The organism is Pseudomonas sp. Xaverov 83, assembly GCF_019352905.1.
Classification (GTDB): domain Bacteria; phylum Pseudomonadota; class Gammaproteobacteria; order Pseudomonadales; family Pseudomonadaceae; genus Aquipseudomonas; species Aquipseudomonas yamanorum.
This window is the reverse complement of record NZ_JAAAFU010000075.1, coordinates 463,704-481,601: the sequence shown is the minus strand read 5'-3', so window position 1 is coordinate 481,601 and position 17,898 is coordinate 463,704. Positions and strand designations below refer to the sequence as shown.

The window sequence follows — 17,898 nt, the reverse complement described above, 5'->3', positions numbered from 1 at the left end:
CATGAGCCAACTGCCCTTTCTGCCGTTCTCCAAGCCCACCATTGATGAAGCCACCATCTCGGCGGTGGGCGACGTACTGCGCTCCGGCTGGATCACCAGCGGGCCCAAAGTGCAGGCGTTCGAAGCGCAGCTGTCGGAATACTTTGGCGGCCGCCCGGTACGCACCTTCAACTCCGGCACCTGCACCATGGAGATCGCCTTGCGCATCGCCGGTATCGGCCCTGGGGACGAAGTCATCACCACCCCGATTTCGTGGGTAGCCACAGCCAACGTGATTCTGGAAGTCGGCGCCACGCCGGTGTTCGCCGATATCGACCCGGTGACCCGCAATATCGACTTGGCCCAGGTGGAAGCCGCGATCACGCCGCGCACCAAGGCAATCATCCCGGTATACCTGGCCGGTCTGCCGCTGGACATGCCTTTGCTCTACGCGCTGGCCAACAAGTACAACCTGCGCATCGTTGAAGATGCGGCCCAGGCCCTGGGTTCCAGCTGGGATGGTCAGCGCATTGGTGCTACCGGCGATTTCGTGTCGTTCAGCTTCCAGGCGAACAAGAACATCACGTCATCCGAAGGCGGCTGCCTGGTATTGAACAACGCTGAAGAAGCGCGCCTGGCGGAAAAATATCGCCTGCAAGGCGTTACCCGTACCGGCTTCGACGGCCTGGACGTGGATGTACTCGGTGGCAAGTTCAACATGACCGACATCGCAGCGGCCATCGGCTTGGGCCAATTTGCCCATATCGAGAAGATCACCGCTCATCGCCAGGAACTGGCGCGGCACTATTTCGAATGTTTCGGCAGTGATTTCGAAGAGCAGTACGGTGCGCAATTGCCGCCAGCAGACTTCGAAAACAGCAACTGGCACCTGTTCCAACTGGTACTGCCGGAACGCCAGGACGGTTTGCCGGCACGTGCCACGTTCATGGAGCAGATGCAGGCCCATGGCGTCGGCATTGGCTATCACTACCCGCCGATCCACCTGCTGAGCTTGTACAAGGCGCAGGGATTCAAGGAAGGCATGTTCCCGGTAGCGGAAAAAGTGGGTCGTTTGATTGTGTCGTTGCCGATGTTCACGGCGATGACGAAGGCAGATGTAGAGCGTTCTGTGGCGGCGGTCAAAGCGGTATTGAAGCGCGGATAAAACCTTTGCGGGAGCCGGTTGCCGGCTCCCGCAGCGGGATCACTCGCCGATGGCTGCCTTGTAACCGGCAGCGTCCAGCAGCGTGTCCAGCTCAGCCGGGTTGCTTGGCTTGAGCTTGAAGATCCAGGCGCCGTAAGGGTCGGAGTTCAACAGCTCTGGCTCGCCGCTCAAGGCGTCGTTCACCGCGATCACTTCGCCAGCAATTGGCGAGTAGATATCCGAAGCGGCCTTTACCGACTCAACCACACCCGCCTGCTGAGTCGCTTCAAAGACGTTGCCGACTTCAGTCAACTCGACAAACACCACATCCCCCAATGCTTCCTGGGCATGGTCCGAGATCCCGACGGTCACGGTGCCGTCAGCTTCCAGACGGGCCCATTCGTGACTTTCGGCAAAACGCAGGTCGGCAGGGATATCGCTCATAGTCTGTGTCCTCAAGAAAAAATGTCAGCGGCCATTGGCCCGCCGGAAACGTTAAATCAATGTTTTGCCATGACGCACGAAGGTCGGTTTGACCACCCGAACCGGGTACCACTTGCCGCGGATTTCCACCTCGGCCCGGTCAGCAGTCGCCGACGGCACACGCGCCAGGGCAATGGATTTGCTTAGCGTAGGAGAGAAACTACCACTGGTGATCTCTCCTTCGCCAACATTGGCGATGCGAACCACCTGATGAGCACGTAAAACCCCACGCTCCTCCAGTACCAGGCCGACCAGCTTGGACTTCACACCGGCAGCCTTTTCGGCCTCCAGGGCGGCGCGGCCGATGAAATTGCGCTCGGCCGGTTCCCAGGCGATGCTCCAGGCCATGTTGGCTGCCAGGGGCGAAACGTCCTGATGAATATCCTGACCGTAGAGGTTCATGCCGGCCTCAAGGCGCAGCGTGTCGCGGGCGCCGAGGCCGATGGGTGAAATACCTGCGCCCACCAGATCGTTGAAAAACGCCGGGGCCTGGTTGGCCGGCAGGACAATTTCCAGGCCGTCTTCGCCGGTGTAACCGGTGCGCGCAATAAACCAATCGCCGTCGGCCAGGCCTTCAAAGGGCTTGAGCTGGTGAATCAAGGTGGCGCGTGATTGGGTGACCAGCTCGGCGATCTTCTGCCGGGCATGGGGGCCCTGAATAGCGAGCATGGCCAATTCTGGCCGCTCGTGGATCTGGGCCTGAAAGCTGCCGAGCCGAGCCTGCATCCAGGCCATGTCCTGGTCACGGGTGGCGGCGTTGACCACCAGCCGGTAACCGCTCTCGGTGCGGTACACGATCATGTCGTCCACCACGCCGCCCTGCTCGTTGAGCATGGCGCTGTACAACGCACGGCCGCAGCCGTGCAATCGGTCAACATCATTGGCCAGCAAATGCTGGAGCCATTCCTTGGCCTGGGGGCCTGTGATATCGATCACGGTCATATGGGATACATCAAACACCCCGCAGTCGCGTCGCACCTGATGGTGCTCTTCAACCTGCGAGCCGTAGTGCAACGGCATATCCCAACCGCCAAAATCGACCATTTTCGCGCCAAGGGCGAGATGCAGGTCATACAGAGGCGTGCGCTGTCCCATGGGTTTCTCCTTCCGGGCGTGGCGAAGGTGCGGACGGTCGCCTTCGGGCCGCACGCCTTGAAATACAAGGCCTGTAGCCGCGTTCAGCAACCCGATCTGAAAGATCGACCGCACCGAATGCCGCGCATTGTAGCCTCAAGCCGTAGGACTGGCACCTAACCGATTCGTCTCGCCGAACGTCGGATCAACCCGATGACCGGTAACAGGCCCACCAACACCAGCGTCAAGGCAGGCAGCGAAGCCCGCGCCCACTCCCCTTCGCTGGTCATCTCGAAAATCCGCACCGCCAGCGTGTCCCAGCCGAACGGGCGCATCAGCAGGGTCGCCGGCATTTCCTTGAGCACATCGACAAACACCAGCAGCGCCGCGCTCAGGGTGCCCGGCAGCAAAAGCGGCAGATACACTTTGCAAAACAGTCGCGGCCCGCTGACGCCCAGGCTGCGGGCGGCTTCCGGCAAGGACGGTCGGATTCGCGCCAGGCTGTTTTCCAGCGGCCCGTAGGCCACCGCAATGAAGCGCACCAGATACGCCAGCAGTAAGGCCGACAAACTGCCCAGTAACAGCGGTTTGCCGGCCCCCCCCAGCCAGCCTGATACCGGGATCACCAATTCCCGATCCAGGTAGCTGAACGCCAACATGATCGACACCGCCAGCACCGAGCCCGGCAGCGCGTAACCCACGTTGGCCAGGCTGATGCCGGAGCGGATGGCCCGGGTGGGCGCCAAACGATGGGCGAACGCCAGCACCAGGGCCACGCTGACGGTGATCAGGGCCGCCATGCCACCCAGATAGAGGGTATGGACGATCAAGCCGGCGTAGCGCTCGTCCAGATCGAAGCGGCCACGCTGCCAGAACCAGGCCACCAGTTGCAGCATCGGAATCACAAACGCGCAGGCAAACACCAATCCGCACCAACCGCTGGCCGCCGCGGCCTTGAACCCTCGCAGGTGGTACAGCGCCTTGCCGCGAGGCCGCTCATTGCTCGGTCGGCTGGCGCCTCGGGCACGGCGCTCGCCGTACAGCACCAGCATCACCACCAGGAGCAACAGGCTGGCCAGTTGCGCCGCACTGGAGAGGCTGAAAAAGCCATACCAGGTCTTGTAGATGGCGGTGGTAAAGGTGTCGAAGTTGAACACCGAGACGGCGCCAAAATCAGCCAAAGTCTCCATCAACGCCAGGGCCACACCCGCACCGATGGCCGGGCGCGCCATGGGCAAGGCCACACGCCAGAACGCTTGCCACGGCGACTGCCCCAATACCCGCGCCGCCTCCATCAGGCCCTTGCCTTGGGCGAGAAACGCGGTGCGCGCCAGCAGGTAAACGTAGGGGTAGAACACCAGCACCAGCACGATGATCACGCCGCTGGTGGACCGTACGCGAGGCAGGCGCAGCCCCATGCCGAACCAGTCACGCAGCAGGGTTTGCACCGGACCGGAGAAGTCCAGCAAGCCAACGAAGACGAAGGCGAGCACATAGGCGGGAATCGCGAAAGGCAGCATCAACGCCCAGTCCAGCCAACGCCGGCCGGGGAATTCGCAGAGGCTGGTCAGCCAGGCCAGGCTGACGCCCAGCAGCGTGACGCCCACACCGACGCCCAGCACCAGGGTCAAGGTGTTGCCCAGCAGGCGTGGCATCTGGGTTTCCCACAGGTGGGACCAGATTTGATGGTCGATGGTCTGCCACGACAGCAACAGCACGCTCAGCGGCAACAGCACCAGGGCGGCGACGGTGAAGACCGGCAGGTACCAGCGGCGTTGGGCGGGATGGGCCAAAGGTTAATTCTCAGAAAATGAATAGCTTGAAGCCACCGCTAACCAATGTGGGAGCGGGCTTGTGTGGGAGCGGGCTTGCTCGCGAAAGCGGCGTGTCAGTCAACGCACAGGTGACTGATACACCGTCTTCGCGAGCAAGCCCGCTCCCACACAAGCCCGCTCCCACATTCAGATCGGCGGTGCCTTACAAATTGTATCTAGTTCCAGCCAGCCCGATCCATCAAGCGAATAGCCTCAGCCTGACGCTTGCCCGCCACTTCCACCGGCAACGTATCGGCCACAAACTTGCCCCAGGTCGCGACTTCAGCCGACGGCGGCACGGCCGGGTTGGCCGGGAATTCCTGGTTCACATCCGCAAAGATCTTCTGCGCTTCCGGCGTGGTCATCCACTCCACCAGCGCCTTGGCTGCTTCCGGGTGCGGCGCGTGCTTGGTCAGGCCGATGCCCGAGAGATTGACGTGCACCCCACGGTCGCCCTGGTTCGGCCAGAACAGTTTCACCGCCAGGTCCGGCTTCTGCTTGTGCAGGCGGCCGTAGTAGTAGGTGTTGACTATACCGACGTCGCACTGCCCGGCATTGATCGCCTCGAGCACGGCGATGTCATCGGAGAACACGTCGGTGGACAGGTTGTTGACCCAGCCCTTGACGATTTCTTCGGTCTTGGCCGCGCCGTGGGTTTCGATCAGGGTGGCGGTCAGCGACTGGTTGTAGACCTTCTTCGCAGTGCGCAGGCACAGGCGGCCTTCCCATTGCTTGTCGGCCAGGGCTTCGTAGGTGGTCAGGTCGCCCAGCTTTACGCGATCGGTGGAATAGGCGATGGTCCGCGCACGCAGGCTCAAGCCGGTCCAGGCATGGGCCGAAGAGCGGTATTGAAGGGGGATGTTCTTGTCGATCACCGCGGAGGTGAACGGTTGCAGGATGCCCATCTGCTCGGCCTGCCAGAGGTTGCCGGCATCGACGGTGAGCAGCAGGTCGGCGGTGGCGTTTTCACCTTCGGCCTTGATGCGCTGCATCAGCGGCGCTTCCTTGTCGGTGATGAACTTCACCTGCACGCCGGTCTTCTTGGTGTAGGCGTCGAACACCGGTTTGATCAGTTCGTCGATGCGCGAGGAGTAGACCACGACTTCGTCGGCCGCCTGCACGGTGGTGCTGCCGATCAGTGTGAGTGCCAGGGCAGTCAGGAGGCGCTTGGGTGCCAACATGGGTGCGGTCTCTCATTTGCGAAAAGAGGGCAAATGATAAGGACTCACATTTGGTAACGCTCGACGGAGCCGTTACCAAATGTTGCGCAGCCCCTCTCAGGCCTTGGCCAGTTCCGGCAAATCCCCGGACAAGCCCAAGGCCTGACGCACAAACAACGCTTTGGCCTCCGGCATCTGCTCAACCGCCTTCAGTCCGGCATTACGCAGCCAACGCAACGGCAGCTGATCGGCCTGGAACAACCGCTCAAAGCCTTCCATCGCCGCCATCAACGCCAGGTTGTGCGGCATGCGCCGGCGCTCGTAACGGCTGAGCACCTTCGCATCCGCCAGGCGCTCGCCACGCTCGTTGGCCGCCAGCAGTACTTCGGCCAGCACCGCCGCATCGAGGAAGCCCAGGTTCACGCCCTGCCCCGCCAACGGGTGAATGACGTGGGCTGCGTCGCCAATCAATGCCAGGCCTTCGGCCACGTAACGTTTGGCATGGCGCTGACGCAACGGCACGCACACCCGTGGATCAGCGCTTAATACTGTGCCCAAGCGCCCTTCGAAGGCGAGTTCCAGTTCACGGCAGAAGCTTTCATCGTCCAGTGCCATCAAGCGCTCGGACTCACTCGGGGTGGTCGACCAGACGATCGAGCACCAGTCTTCCTGCCCGTCCCGCACCAGCGGCAGGAACGCCAGCGGGCCGTTGTCGGTAAAACGCTGCCACGCCGTGCGCTGATGCGACTGACTGCTGCGCACACTGGTGACGATGGCGTTGTGCAAATAATCCCACTCACGGGTGGCGGTGCCGGTCAGGCGGCGCACGGCCGAGTTGGCACCGTCCGCCGCGACCACCAGCGGCGCGCGCAAGGTGCGGCCATCGGCCAGGGTCAGCAGCCAGTCATCGCCGGAGCGACGCATCTGCTCCAGGCGCGCATTCGCCAGCAGGCCGAGGTCGCAGTCGTGCAGCCGATCGAGCAACGCATCCTGAACCACACGGTTTTCGACGATATGCCCCAGCACCTCGGCATGCACACTGGCTGCCGAGAAGTGGATCTGCCCGGTGCCGCTGCCGTCCCATACCTGCATCTCGCCGTAAGGGCTGGCACGCCGCTCGACGATGCCGTCCCACACGCCAAGGCGCTCGAGGATACGCTGGCTGGCGGCCGACAAAGCGCTGACCCGCGGCTCGAACGCAGCATGAGGGTCGAACGGTTTGACGCTCAGCGGGCTGCCGTCCAGCAGCAGCACCTGCAGGCCACTGCCCTGCAACGCCAGCGCCAGGGCGCTTCCGACCATTCCGGCCCCGACAATCAGCACATCTGCGCGCATGTCCATGCTTTAAGCCTGTCTCGCTTGCGGCTTGCGCCGCACGTAAAGGGTTTTGTCGACCCGCGCCACCAGGGTGCCGGAGCCGTCATGAATCTGCACCTTGAGCTGCGGCAAGTATTTCTCGCCGCCGGCGGTGTGCTGGCGAATCTCGTCCAGCAACCCTTGGTCGATGGAAAATTCGGCAAACACCGGGCCTTTGCCCGGCGAGATGAAATCGATGGCCGCAGCCTTGTCCCAGACAATGTAATCGCGCCCCAGATTCTCCATCAGCATCAGCATGTAGAACGGGTCGACCATCGAATACAGGCTGCCGCCAAACTGCGTGCCGACGTAATTGCGGTTGTACCAGCCCAGGCCCATGCGCACCTTGACCTCGCGAAAATCGCTGCCGATGTGCAACACCCGGACTCCGGCCCCGAGGTACGGCGGGTACAAGGTCATGATCCAGCGCAACAGCCGCGCCTTGCCCAGGCGTTGGGTCAGCCACTCACGCATCGGGACGAGTGCCCAGGCCCATGGCCTGACGCGCGAACCAGCGCTTGGCCGGCGGCAGCAGGTCCAGACCCAACAACCCCATGTTGCGGCCCAGCGCTACCAACGGTTGCGCACTGCCAAACAGACGGGTGACTTGGTCGGAGAAGCCGACGGTGAGTTTCTGGTCCATGCGCTGACGCTCGCGGTACGCCTGCAGTGTCGCCAGGTCGCCAGGGATCGCAGGCCCGGCCAGCAGCGCCTCGGCGAGCGCGTAGGCATCCCGCAGGGACAGGTTGAAGCCCTGACCGGCAATCGGGTGCAGGCTGTGGGCGGCATTACCGAGCACCGCCAGATGGGAGCGCACTTGCTCTTCGGCTTCCACAAGGGTCAGCGGGTACAAGTGACGTGCGCCGACCTGCTTGAGGGTACCCAGGCGGTAACCGAACACGCCCTGCAATTCACTGAGGAAGCTGCGCTCGTCCAGCTCGGCCAGGCGCTTGGCGTCCATGCCGATGCGGGTCCAGACCAGCGCGCAACGGTTGTCCGGCAACGGCAGCAAGGCCATCGGCCCTTCGTCGGTGAACCGCTCGAACGCCTCGCCGTTGTGGGCTTCGCTGGGGGTGATGTTGGCGATCAGCGCACTCTGGTTGTACGGCCGCTTTTTAACGCCGATGCCCAGTTGTTCGCGCAAGCCGGAGCGGCCGCCATCGGCCAGCACCGCGAGGTCGCACTTCAGCACGGTTTCGTCATTGAGGGTCAGGCGGTAGCCATCGGCAAGCGGCTCCATGCGGGTGACTTCCGCCGGGCAGCGCCAACTGACCACCTCCTTGTCCAGGCCTTGCCACAGGCATTGGCCCAGCCAGGCGTTTTCCACCACGTAGCCGAGGGCGGGCACGCCTTCTTCCATCGCCGACAGGCGCGCAGTGGAGAAGCGGCCACGGTCCGACACATGAATCTGCTTGATCGGCTCGGCGCGACGGGAGATTTCCTGCCAGACGCCCAACCGTTGATAAATCTGCCGCGCGCCAAAAGACAGTGCCGAAGAACGCGCGTCATAGCTCGGCTGGTAACTGTCGCCGGGGGCAAACGGCTCGATCAGCACGATCTTCCAGCCACGGGCCTTGGCCCCGGCCTGCAACGCCAACGCGAGGCTGGCGCCCACCAGGCCGCCGCCGATAATCGCCAGATTGACCCGGCTCATCGGGCACCCGCCATCAGCGCTTCGATCTCGGCGACGGACTTGGGCACGCCACCGGTCAGAATTTCACAGCCTTGCTTGGTCACCACCACGTCGTCCTCGATGCGTACGCCAATGCCACGCCATTTCTTCGCCACGCTCTGGTTGTCCGGCGACACGTAAATCCCCGGCTCCACGGTCAGCGCCATGCCGACTTCCAGCACCCGCCACTCACCGCCTACCTTGTATTCGCCCACATCGTGCACATCCATCCCCAGCCAGTGGCCAGCGCGGTGCATGTAGAAGGCTTTATAGGCTTCGCTGGCGATCAGCTCGTCGACGTCACCCTGCAACAATCCCAGCTTCACCAGCCCGGCAGTGATCACTTGCACCGTCGCCTCGTGGGCCTGGTTCCAATGCTTATTCGGGGCGATTTCGGCAAAGGCGGCTTCCTGGGAAGCCAGCACGATTTCGTAAATCGCCTTTTGTTCAGCAGAGAACTTTCCGCTCACCGGCCAGGTACGGGTGATGTCGCTGGCGTAGCAGTCGATCTCGCAACCGGCGTCAATCAGTACCAGATCGCCATCCTTGAGCACCGCGTCATTCTGCTGGTAATGCAGGATGCAGCTGTTGCGCCCCGAGGCGACGATGGAGCCATAGGCCGGCATCTTCGCCCCGCCTTTGCGAAACTCGTAGTCGAGCTCCGCCTCAAGACTGAACTCATACAACCCGGCGCGACTGGCTTGCATTGCCCGCACATGGGCCGCACAGGAAATCCGCGCCGCCTCGCGCATCACCTTCACTTCTGCCGCCGATTTATACAGGCGCATGTCGTGAAGCAGATGATCCAGGGCAACAAATTCATTCGGCGGCTGGGCGCCGAGGTGCGCTTTAGAGCGGATCACGTTGATCCACTCCATCAGGTGCCGGTCGAATTCGGCATTGCTGCCCATGGCCGAATACACCCGGTCGCGGCCTTCGATCAGGCCGGGCAGGATGTCGTCGATATCGGTAATCGGAAATGCGTCATCGGCGCCAAAATCGCGGATCGCACCTTCGGTGCCCGCTCGCAGGCCGTCCCACAGTTCGCGCTCGGCATTGCGTTCGCGGCAGAACAGCACGTACTCGCCGTGCTGGCGGCCTGGCATCAGCACAATGACCGCTTCCGGTTCGGGGAAGCCGCTCAGGTACTGGAAGTCGCTGTCCTGGCGGTAGACGTGCTCGACGTCACGGTTGCGGATGGCCACCGCAGCCGCCGGCAGGATGGCGATGCTGTTGGGTTCCATCTGCGCCATGAGCGCCTTGCGGCGCCGGGTGTATTCCGCTTTGGGGATATGGATCATGGGCAGATGGGCTTCCTTTCTTAGTGCAGCGACGGCTTGGGTGCAGCGGGCTCAGCCGATTTACGGGTCTCGGTGAACAGCAGCAGCGGCGCGACGCGCAGGTATTCCATGACTTCCATGTAGTCGCTTTCGCCGTCTTCGGACTCTTCCAGGGCGTCTTGCACCTGGGAGATGGCGGCCAGGTCTTGCAGCACTTCCTGGGCATCGGTGCTCAGGTCCAGGCCGCCGGCGTTCACGCCGAAACCATGGAGGAAGCCTTGGCACCATTGGCCCAGCGCTGCGGCGCGCTCGGTGAGCGGCGCGTCATCGGTCGGCAGCAGCAACACGACGGTGACGTCATCACCGGTCAGCTCGCCTTTGACCATCTCTTGCAAGCCGATGAGGGCGTTGCGCACGTTCTCGGTGGGCTCGGTTTCCAGCAGCTCGGCGACGTCGGCCAGCCAGTTGTCGGCATCAAAGCCGACACCGGTGCAACTGCGACCCAGCAGCACGCCGTGCAACTCGGCAGGCGAGCAAGGATGACCGCTGGAGCTCAGCAGTTTGGAAAAAGCATCGTACGGGGAATTCTGAATAGGCATGGTGAGCTAGGCGCCAGGCGGCGCAATGTCTAGAATGAAGCGCTGTATCCTAGCATCGGCAGACGTACCAAGACTATCGAGGGCGTCAGATCGTTTATCCAGCAGTTGCCATTCATCAGACAAATCCAGTGGAACCCAATGGAAGACACCGACCTGCAAGCGCTGATGGCCAGACTCGAGCTGCTAATTAACCGGGTCGAGCAACTTAAGAGCCAAAACGGACTCCTATTAGCTCAGGAAAAGACCTGGCGCGAGGAACGCGCTCACCTCATTGAAAAAAACGAAATCGCCCGGCGTAAGGTCGAATCGATGATTTCGCGCCTGAAGGCCCTGGAGCAAGACTCATGAGTTCAAGCAATAGCGTCACCGTGCAGATTCTCGACAAAGAATATTCGATCATCTGCCCACAGGAAGAACGCAGCAACCTGGTGAGCGCTGCCCGCTACCTGGACGGCAAGATGCGTGAAATCCGCAGCAGCGGCAAAGTCATCGGCGCCGATCGCATCGCGGTGATGGCCGCCCTGAACATTACTCACGATTTACTGCATAAGCAGGAACGGCCTGACGTGCAGGCCAGCGGCTCGACGCGCGAGCAGGTGCGCGACCTGCTGGAGCGGGTCGATCTGGTACTTTCTACCGATCCAGAGCCACCCAAGGGCTGATTGCGGCGTCGGTTTCGGGTATACTCGCCCCACTCCCTGGCGTGCTTGCCAGTCGGCGATGTCCCTGAGCCGATTCGCACTACCCTGGAAGTTACACGTTGGGCTGGTGTGCATGTCCGCTAGACGGAAAGCCTTAAAGCCTACTGTTTCTTCCACCTTGAACTTTCGGGTTCAAGGGCTAAGTCGACAGCGGTTCTGTCGGGGAGCCTGATTCCCAAATCCAATGCCAGTCTTAGGACTGGCATTGTTTTATGAGCCGAAAACCATGACCGAACCTGCGCCGCTTTCCCGCCCGCAACTTCGACGCATGCTGCGCAAAGCCCGCCGCGCCCTGACGCCCAGCGAGCAACGCCAGGCCGCCCTGGGCCTGTATCGGCAACTGGCACAGCACCCGCTGTTTCGCCGGGCCAAACACATCTCCTTGTATCTACCGACGGACGGTGAAATCGATCCGCGCCTGCTGCTGCGCGCTGCACAGCGCCGGGGCAAGGCGACCTACCTGCCGGTGCTCAGCGCGTGGCCGCGAACCAAGATGGTGTTCCAGCGCGTACGGCCCGGCGAAAAGCTGAGCCCTAACCGTTTTCGCATCCTTGAGCCACAGGTGAATGTCAGCCGGCAACGCAAGGTCTGGGCACTGGACCTGGTGCTGTTGCCGCTGGTGGGCTTCGATGACATGGGCGGACGGCTGGGCATGGGCGGCGGTTTCTATGACCGCAGCCTGGCCTACATGGCCCGCCGGAAATCCTGGCGCAAGCCGACGCTATTGGGCCTGGCCCATGAATGCCAGAAGGTCGAACGATTGGCGCAGGCAAGCTGGGATGTACCGCTTGAGGGCACAGTCACCGATAAGGATTGGTATATAGCAGAGACGCTACTGGAATCAGCAGCGCCTTGAAGACAGGTCAGCGCTTGAACGGTTGCGGCTGTTGCTGTGCGAGTTCAATCGGTGCGTCAGTCTTGTTCGACCACAAGCTCTGCGCATAGCCGGTGGTCACGACACCAAGACCAAACAAAATGACCAATATCCATAGTAAATCCGGTTTGCGTTTCATCGATTGCCCCCCTTCAGGCATCTTGCACACGATGACAGCAACGTTCCATAAGTAGTCCGTGCCAGCTGCGTCAAGCTCAAAACCCCGGCATTCTGCGTTAACGTGAACCAACACGCAAACCTTGACGTCAACCGACCGTCGGTTTGTCATAAAATTGCCGGACAACTTTCCCAATCGACTTTTGAGGAGCGAAAACATGGCCTATTGGCTGATGAAATCCGAGCCCGATGAACTGTCCATCAAGGGCCTGGAAAAGCTCGGCGAAGCCCGTTGGGACGGGGTGCGCAACTATCAGGCGCGTAACTTCCTGCGCGCGATGGCGGTGGGTGACCAGTTCTTCTTTTATCACTCCAGCTGCCCGGAGCCGGGGATTGCCGGCATCGGTAAAATCATCGAGGCGGCGTACCCGGACCCGACCGCGCTGGAACCTGACAGCCATTACTTTGACGCCAAGGCCAGCCCTGAAAAAAACCCGTGGAGCGCGATCAATGTCGCCCACGTCGAGACCTTCCCGAAAGTCCTGGGGCTGGGCTATCTGAAACAGCAAACCGCCCTCGCCGAGTTGCCCCTGGTGCAAAAAGGCAGCCGCCTTTCGGTGATGCCTGTCACCGCGGAGCAGTGGGCCGCCGTACTCGGCCTGCGCTGAACAGCAGAACCCTGCGGTCACGCCCATGGCGCATGCATCTGTGCGCCAACCGGGTTAGGCTGGCGCTTCATTTGACCCGCATCAAGGGCCTTCGGGCAGGATCGGTCAAACTAGGACGCTAACGCCGCAGGATGCACCCATGTCGACGAACCACCGCACCTCCCATCTTTTCGCCATTCCATTGATTGTCTTGCTGCTGGCCGCCGGCGGCTTTGGCTATTGGCAATCCACCCAGGACCGCCTGCCCGAAGGCTTGAGCATGGGCAATGGCCGGCTGGAATCGACTGAAGTGCAGATCGCCGCCAAGATCCCTGGGCGCCTCGCCGAGGTACGGGTGGACGAAGGCGACAAGGTGCTCAAGGGCCAACTGCTGGCGCGCATGGACACCCGCACCCTGGAAGCCCAGCGCGCCCAGGCCGAAGCCGAAGTGTTGCGGGCCAAAGAGAATTTCGCTGCCGCCCAAGCCAATGTGCAACTGCGCCAGAGCGAACAACTGCTGGCCAGCCAGGAACTCAAGCGCACCCAGGAACTGTACAAACGCGGCTTCGCCAGCGGACAGTTGATCGACCAGCAGCAAGCCCGACAGAACACCGGCAACGCCGCCGTGGTCGCCGCCCAAGCCCAGGTCAACTCGGTAAAGGCCGCCATTGGCGCCGCCCAGGCCCAAGTCGCCCAGCTCACCAGCGAAATTGAAGACAGCAGCCTGCGGGCGCCCATCGATGGCATCATCCAGCTACGCTTGGCCGAACCCGGCGAAGTGCTCGGTGCCGGTGGCCGCGTGTTGCTGCTGATCGACCCCAACGACCAATACATGAACCTGTATCTGCCCGCTTCGGTAACCGGCGCCCTGACCGTCGGCAGTGAGGCGCGGATCGTCCTCGACGCCCTGCCGAAGCAACCGTTGCCGGCGAAAATCAGTTTTGTCGCGGCCAAGTCGCAGTTCACCCCCAAGGAAGTGGAAACCCGCGACGAGCGCCAGAAGCTGGTGTTCCGGGTCAAACTACGCCTGACCCAACCGAGCGCCGTGCCCCAAGCCAAACCGGGCATGCCTGGCGCCGGCTATGTGCGCACCGCTGACCTGGACTGGCCGGCCAACCTGCAATGAGCGGCCTGGCGCTGCACGCCACGGGGATCAACCACCGCTACGGCAAGCAACAGGCGCTGACCGACATCGCCTTCAGCCTGCCCGCCGGCACCCGCTGCGGCCTGATCGGCCCGGACGGCGCCGGCAAGTCGAGCCTGCTGGGTTTGATTGCCGGGGTAAAAAAGCTTCAACAAGGTGAGCTGGAAGTACTCGGCGGCTCCATCGAAGACCGCCGCCATCGCAACAGCCTGTACCCGCGCATCGCCTTCATGCCCCAAGGCCTGGGCGGTAACCTGTACCCCGAGCTGTCCATCAGCGAAAACATCCGGTTCTTCGCCACGCTGTTCGGCCTGTCGAAAGCCGATTGCGACCAGCGCATGCACAACCTGCTGCTGGCCACCGACCTCGCACGCTTCGCCGAGCGACCTGCCGGCAAGCTCTCCGGCGGCATGAAGCAGAAACTCGGCCTGTGCTGTGCGCTGATCCACGACCCGGATTTGTTGATCCTCGACGAACCCACCACCGGGGTCGACCCATTGTCCCGTCGGCGCTTCTGGGAGCTGGTGGAAACCGTACGCAGCGAACGCCCGCAGCTGACACTGCTGGTGGCCACCGCCTACATGGAAGAAGCCGAGCAGTTCGAACACTGCCTGATGCTCGACCGCGGCAAGCTGATCGCCGACGGCCTGAGCAGTGAACTGGCCGCCGCGACACCCAGCGGCAAACTGGACGAAGCCTTCACCCACTTCCAGGGCGACAGCGCCCATAACAACGAACCGCTGGTGATTCCGCCACGGCAAAGCGACAACACCGACATCGCCATCGAAGCCCACGACCTGACCCTGCGCTTCGGCGATTTCACGGCGGTGGACAAAGTCAGCTTCGCGATTGGACGGGGCGAGATCTTTGGTTTCCTCGGCTCCAACGGCTGCGGCAAGACCACCACCATGAAAGTCCTCACCGGCCTGATGCCGGCCACCGAGGGTACCGCGACCCTGCTCGGCAACCCGGTCAACGCCAAGGACCTGGCCACCCGCAAGCGCGTGGGTTTCATGTCGCAAAGCTTCTCGCTGTACGGCGAGCTCAGCGTGCGCCAGAACCTGGTGCTGCATGCGCAGTTGTTCGACCTGCCGAAGGCTGAAAGCGGCCAGCGCATTGATGAGTTGATCGAGCGTTTTGACCTGGGCGACGTTGCCGAGCAGCCTTCCGGCGAGTTGCCCCTGGGTTTGCGCCAGCGCTTGTCCCTGGCGGTGGCGGTGCTGCACCGCCCGGAAGTGCTGATCCTCGATGAGCCGACTTCGGGCGTCGACCCGGCCGCGCGGGATGATTTCTGGCGGTTGTTGATCGAGCTGTCCCGGGAACAGGGCGTGACGATATTCCTGTCCACGCACTTCATGAACGAGGCCCAGCGCTGCGACCGGATCTCGCTGATGCACGCGGGTAAGGTACTGGCCTGCGACACGCCAGATGCGCTGCAACAGCAATTCCACGGCGAGACCCTGGAAGCAGCGTTCGTCACCTGCCTGGAACAGGCCCAAGGTGCGCCCGAAGCAACCCCCGCGCCCACCGAAACCGTCAGCGAACCCATGACGCCGCCCGTCAGCAAACGCGGGTTCAGCCTCGCCCGCCTGTTGGCCGTGGCCAGCCGCGAAGGCAAGGAACTGCTGCGGGACAAAGTGCGCATGGCCTTCGCCCTGCTGGGCGCGATTTTCATGATGGTGATCTTCGGCTACGGCATTTCCCTGGACGTGGAAAAGCTCGCCTTCGCTGTCTACGACCAGGATCAAACGCCGCAAAGCCGCGCCTACCTGGAAGCCTTTCGCAGTTCCCGTTACTTCGCCGAACAGCCGCCGATCACCGATTCCAACGAGCTGCACAAACGCCTGCAACGCTCGGAAATCAAACTGGCGCTGGAGATTCCGCCAGGGTTCGGCCGCGATCTCTACGCCGGCCGCCAGCCCGCCGTGGCCGCCTGGCTCGATGGCGGCATGCCGTTCCGTGCGGAAACCAGCCGCAATTATGTCGAGGCCGTGCACCAAGCCAATCTCCAACAACTGGCCGAACTGAACAGCACACCACTGAATCAGCAAGCCGCCGCCAAACTGGAAACCCGTTTTCGCTACAACCAGGACGTGGTCAGCGTGAACGCCATCGGCCCGGGCGTGATGGCGCTGATCCTCGCGTTTATTCCGGCGATGCTCACGGCCCTGGGGATCGTGCGCGAAAAGGAACTGGGCTCGATCACCAACTTCTACGCCACACCGCTGACCCGCCTGGAATTTCTGCTGGGTAAGCAGGCGCCGTACCTGGCCGTGAGCCTGATCAACCTGGGGCTGCTGGTGGCGATGAACCGCTGGCTGTTCGGCGTGCCGTTCAAAGGCAGCGGTGTGACCCTGGCCTTCGGCGGCCTGTTGTATGTGCTGGCCACCACCAGCATGGGCCTGCTGATTTCCGCATTCACCCGCACCCAGATCGCGGCGATCCTCGGCACCATGATCATCACCAGCCTGCCGACCATCCAGTTCTCCGGGCTGATCGTGCCGCGCTCGTCCCTAGAAGGCGCCGCCGCGTTGATGGGCATGCTGTTCCCGGCGGGCTACTTCCTCGACATTGCCGTGGGTACCTTTACCAAGGCCCTCGACCTGCGCCAGTTGTGGCCGCAGTGCCTGGCGCTGTTCGGGTTCTTCCTGGGGTTCACCGGGCTTAGCCTGATCATGCTCAAGAAGCAGGAGGCCTGAGATGCACAAGTTCGCCCATATCCTGCGCCTCGGCATCAAGGAACTGACCAGCCTGCGCCACGACAGCGTGTTGCTGCTGTTCCTGTTCTACGCCTTCACCGTCGCCATCTATATGCCCGCCGCCGGTTCGGTGATCGGCGTGCACAACGCGAGCGTGGCCTTTGTGGATGAGGATCACAGCGCGCTGTCCCGGCAACTGGCCGAAGCCCTGCAACCGCCGGAGTTCCAGGCCGCGGTACCATTGCCCTACGACCAGTTGGACAAGGTGATGGACAGCGGCCAGTACACCTTCGTGATCAACGTGCCGGCGAACTTCCAGGCCGACCTGTTGGCCGGGCGCCAGCCGGGGGTGCAGGTCAACGTCGATGCCACGGCCATGAGCCAGGCATTCATGGGCGCCGGGTATATCGGGCGGATTTTCCAGCGGGAATTGCTGACCTATGGCGGCCAGGCTGATGCAGCCCAAAAGAGCCCTGCGCTGCTGACCACCCGGGCGCTGTTCAATACCAATCTGGAAGGTGGCTGGTTTCTCGCGGTAATCCAGATCGTCAACAACATCACCATTCTCGCCATCGTGCTGACCGGCACCGCGCTGCTGCGTGAGCGGGAACACGGCACCCTCGACCATCTGCTGGTGCTGCCACTGACGGCGCTGGAAATCATGCTGGCGAAAATCTGGAGCAACATGCTGGTGGTGGTGCTGTGCACATGGCTGTCGCTGGAGGTGGTGGTGAAAGGTTTGCTCGGTGTGCCGCTGGCCGGGTCGCTGACGTTGTTTTTGCTGGTGACGGCGTTGTACCTGTTTGCCAGCACCGCCTTGGGCATCTTCCTCGCCACCCTCGCCCGCTCGACGCCGCAGTTCGGACTGCTGGCGATCCCGGTGATTATTCCGATGCTGTTGTTGTCCGGCGGCAGCACGCCACTGGACAGCATGCCGCAGTGGTTGCAATGGGTGATGCAGGGCTCGCCGTCGACGCACTTCGTGAGTTTGAGTGCGGCGATTCTGTTCCGGGATGCCGGCGTGAGTGTGGTGTGGCCGGACTTGTTGGCGCTGACGGGGATCGGGTTGTTGTTCTTTGCGGTGGCGTTGGCGCGGTTCAGGAAGAGCCTGGCTTCCTGAGGTGCCTGTCAGGGCCTCTTCGCGAGCAAGCCCGC

General features: G+C 62.4%; 18 protein-coding genes and 1 other RNA gene. 9 read left to right on the top strand and 10 right to left on the bottom strand.

Features of this window, described 5'->3' with window-relative positions; translation table 11 throughout:
• The first annotated feature begins 1 nt into the window (after window position 1).
• A complete protein-coding gene (locus K0H47_RS23470; RefSeq protein ID WP_063026393.1) occupies window positions 2-1,144 on the top strand; it encodes a DegT/DnrJ/EryC1/StrS aminotransferase family protein in 1,143 nt (380 codons plus the stop codon).
• 39 nt (window positions 1,145-1,183) lie between these two features.
• Here the strand turns inward: K0H47_RS23470 and gcvH are convergent, their stop codons facing one another.
• From gcvH to K0H47_RS23425, 9 genes are all read right to left on the bottom strand, one after another.
• Entirely contained in the window at window positions 1,184-1,567 is a 384-nt protein-coding gene (gene gcvH / locus K0H47_RS23465) for a glycine cleavage system protein GcvH (RefSeq protein WP_218263061.1), read from the bottom strand.
• Between the two features lie 51 nt (window positions 1,568-1,618).
• Window positions 1,619-2,701 carry a glycine cleavage system aminomethyltransferase GcvT gene (gene gcvT, locus K0H47_RS23460; RefSeq protein ID WP_063026391.1) on the bottom strand — a complete coding sequence of 361 codons (1,083 nt, stop codon included), beginning with the start codon at window positions 2,699-2,701 and terminating at the stop codon, window positions 1,619-1,621.
• 155 nt (window positions 2,702-2,856) lie between these two features.
• On the bottom strand, window positions 2,857-4,473 hold the full coding sequence (locus K0H47_RS23455; protein WP_063026389.1) for an iron ABC transporter permease: 1,617 nt from the start codon (window positions 4,471-4,473) through the stop codon (window positions 2,857-2,859).
• A 197-nt stretch (window positions 4,474-4,670) separates the two neighbouring features.
• Window positions 4,671-5,675 carry an extracellular solute-binding protein gene (locus K0H47_RS23450; RefSeq protein WP_177025634.1) on the bottom strand — a complete coding sequence of 335 codons (1,005 nt, stop codon included), beginning with the start codon at window positions 5,673-5,675 and terminating at the stop codon, window positions 4,671-4,673.
• A 96-nt stretch (window positions 5,676-5,771) separates the two neighbouring features.
• Window positions 5,772-6,989, bottom strand: a complete 1,218-nt coding sequence (locus tag K0H47_RS23445) for a 2-octaprenyl-3-methyl-6-methoxy-1,4-benzoquinol hydroxylase (RefSeq protein ID WP_177025655.1) — start codon at window positions 6,987-6,989, stop codon at window positions 5,772-5,774.
• Window positions 6,990-6,998: 9 nt separating this feature from the next.
• Window positions 6,999-7,484 (bottom strand): DUF4442 domain-containing protein, encoded by a 486-nt coding sequence (locus tag K0H47_RS23440; RefSeq protein ID WP_063026385.1) that lies wholly within the window; start codon window positions 7,482-7,484, stop codon window positions 6,999-7,001.
• Window positions 7,477-8,664 (bottom strand): 2-octaprenyl-6-methoxyphenyl hydroxylase, encoded by a 1,188-nt coding sequence (gene ubiH / locus K0H47_RS23435; protein ID WP_219273729.1) that lies wholly within the window; start codon window positions 8,662-8,664, stop codon window positions 7,477-7,479. Before ubiH ends, K0H47_RS23440 begins: the two co-directional genes overlap by 8 nt.
• On the bottom strand, window positions 8,661-9,983 hold the full coding sequence (pepP, locus tag K0H47_RS23430) for a Xaa-Pro aminopeptidase (RefSeq protein WP_219273728.1): 1,323 nt from the start codon (window positions 9,981-9,983) through the stop codon (window positions 8,661-8,663). Before pepP ends, ubiH begins: the two co-directional genes overlap by 4 nt.
• Before the next feature lie 20 nt (window positions 9,984-10,003).
• On the bottom strand, window positions 10,004-10,561 hold the full coding sequence (locus tag K0H47_RS23425; protein ID WP_003213952.1) for a YecA family protein: 558 nt from the start codon (window positions 10,559-10,561) through the stop codon (window positions 10,004-10,006).
• 138 nt (window positions 10,562-10,699) lie between these two features.
• Between K0H47_RS23425 and K0H47_RS23420 the strand changes: the two genes are divergently transcribed.
• From K0H47_RS23420 to K0H47_RS23405, 4 genes are all read left to right on the top strand, one after another.
• Complete coding sequence (locus K0H47_RS23420; RefSeq protein WP_003213954.1) at window positions 10,700-10,909, top strand: TIGR02449 family protein; 210 nt, start codon at window positions 10,700-10,702, stop codon at window positions 10,907-10,909.
• Window positions 10,906-11,223 (top strand): cell division protein ZapA, encoded by a 318-nt coding sequence (locus K0H47_RS23415; protein ID WP_003213956.1) that lies wholly within the window; start codon window positions 10,906-10,908, stop codon window positions 11,221-11,223. Before K0H47_RS23420 ends, K0H47_RS23415 begins: the two co-directional genes overlap by 4 nt.
• Window positions 11,224-11,253: 30 nt before the next feature.
• A non-coding RNA gene (ssrS, locus tag K0H47_RS23410) (6S RNA) lies at window positions 11,254-11,432 on the top strand.
• Window positions 11,433-11,488: 56 nt separating this feature from the next.
• Window positions 11,489-12,118: a 5-formyltetrahydrofolate cyclo-ligase gene (locus K0H47_RS23405; protein WP_218263065.1), complete on the top strand. Its 630-nt coding sequence runs from the start codon at window positions 11,489-11,491 to the stop codon at window positions 12,116-12,118.
• A gap of 7 nt (window positions 12,119-12,125) precedes the next feature.
• Here the strand turns inward: K0H47_RS23405 and K0H47_RS23400 are convergent, their stop codons facing one another.
• Window positions 12,126-12,275 (bottom strand): hypothetical protein, encoded by a 150-nt coding sequence (locus K0H47_RS23400; protein WP_003213959.1) that lies wholly within the window; start codon window positions 12,273-12,275, stop codon window positions 12,126-12,128.
• Between the two features lie 196 nt (window positions 12,276-12,471).
• Here K0H47_RS23400 and K0H47_RS23395 point away from each other — a divergent pair, with 196 nt between their 5' ends.
• The 4 genes from K0H47_RS23395 (at window position 12,472) to K0H47_RS23380 (ending at window position 17,863) form a co-directional block, all read left to right on the top strand.
• Window positions 12,472-12,921, top strand: coding sequence for an EVE domain-containing protein (locus tag K0H47_RS23395; protein WP_063026375.1), 450 nt, complete (start codon window positions 12,472-12,474; stop codon window positions 12,919-12,921).
• Between the two features lie 139 nt (window positions 12,922-13,060).
• Window positions 13,061-14,026: an HlyD family secretion protein gene (locus K0H47_RS23390; protein ID WP_063026373.1), complete on the top strand. Its 966-nt coding sequence runs from the start codon at window positions 13,061-13,063 to the stop codon at window positions 14,024-14,026.
• Window positions 14,023-16,743 (top strand): ribosome-associated ATPase/putative transporter RbbA, encoded by a 2,721-nt coding sequence (gene rbbA / locus K0H47_RS23385; RefSeq protein ID WP_219273726.1) that lies wholly within the window; start codon window positions 14,023-14,025, stop codon window positions 16,741-16,743. The genes K0H47_RS23390 and rbbA overlap by 4 nt, the downstream gene beginning before the upstream one ends.
• Window position 16,744: 1 nt before the next feature.
• The gene (locus tag K0H47_RS23380; RefSeq protein WP_063026369.1) at window positions 16,745-17,863 is read left to right on the top strand and encodes an ABC transporter permease; all 1,119 of its coding nucleotides are present in this window, start codon (window positions 16,745-16,747) and stop codon (window positions 17,861-17,863) included.
• Window positions 17,864-17,898: the final 35 nt, after the last annotated feature.

What these genes read in the sequence shown, in the direction of transcription:
- gcvT (WP_063026391.1), bottom strand. Translation starts at nt 2,701, where the DNA reads ATGGGACAGCGCACGCCTCTGTATGACCTGCATCTCGCCCTTGGCGCG.
- K0H47_RS23470 (WP_063026393.1), top strand. Translation starts at nt 2, where the DNA reads ATGAGCCAACTGCCCTTTCTGCCGTTCTCCAAGCCCACCATTGATGAA.
- K0H47_RS23395 (WP_063026375.1), top strand. Translation starts at nt 12,472, where the DNA reads ATGGCCTATTGGCTGATGAAATCCGAGCCCGATGAACTGTCCATCAAG.
- ubiH (WP_219273729.1), bottom strand. Translation starts at nt 8,664, where the DNA reads ATGAGCCGGGTCAATCTGGCGATTATCGGCGGCGGCCTGGTGGGCGCC.
- K0H47_RS23440 (WP_063026385.1), bottom strand. Translation starts at nt 7,484, where the DNA reads ATGCGTGAGTGGCTGACCCAACGCCTGGGCAAGGCGCGGCTGTTGCGC.
- K0H47_RS23380 (WP_063026369.1), top strand. Translation starts at nt 16,745, where the DNA reads ATGCACAAGTTCGCCCATATCCTGCGCCTCGGCATCAAGGAACTGACC.
- K0H47_RS23405 (WP_218263065.1), top strand. Translation starts at nt 11,489, where the DNA reads ATGACCGAACCTGCGCCGCTTTCCCGCCCGCAACTTCGACGCATGCTG.
- gcvH (WP_218263061.1), bottom strand. Translation starts at nt 1,567, where the DNA reads ATGAGCGATATCCCTGCCGACCTGCGTTTTGCCGAAAGTCACGAATGG.
- K0H47_RS23400 (WP_003213959.1), bottom strand. Translation starts at nt 12,275, where the DNA reads ATGAAACGCAAACCGGATTTACTATGGATATTGGTCATTTTGTTTGGT.
- K0H47_RS23445 (WP_177025655.1), bottom strand. Translation starts at nt 6,989, where the DNA reads ATGCGCGCAGATGTGCTGATTGTCGGGGCCGGAATGGTCGGAAGCGCC.
- K0H47_RS23420 (WP_003213954.1), top strand. Translation starts at nt 10,700, where the DNA reads ATGGAAGACACCGACCTGCAAGCGCTGATGGCCAGACTCGAGCTGCTA.
- K0H47_RS23425 (WP_003213952.1), bottom strand. Translation starts at nt 10,561, where the DNA reads ATGCCTATTCAGAATTCCCCGTACGATGCTTTTTCCAAACTGCTGAGC.
- K0H47_RS23415 (WP_003213956.1), top strand. Translation starts at nt 10,906, where the DNA reads ATGAGTTCAAGCAATAGCGTCACCGTGCAGATTCTCGACAAAGAATAT.
- K0H47_RS23450 (WP_177025634.1), bottom strand. Translation starts at nt 5,675, where the DNA reads ATGTTGGCACCCAAGCGCCTCCTGACTGCCCTGGCACTCACACTGATC.
- pepP (WP_219273728.1), bottom strand. Translation starts at nt 9,983, where the DNA reads ATGATCCATATCCCCAAAGCGGAATACACCCGGCGCCGCAAGGCGCTC.
- rbbA (WP_219273726.1), top strand. Translation starts at nt 14,023, where the DNA reads ATGAGCGGCCTGGCGCTGCACGCCACGGGGATCAACCACCGCTACGGC.
- K0H47_RS23390 (WP_063026373.1), top strand. Translation starts at nt 13,061, where the DNA reads ATGTCGACGAACCACCGCACCTCCCATCTTTTCGCCATTCCATTGATT.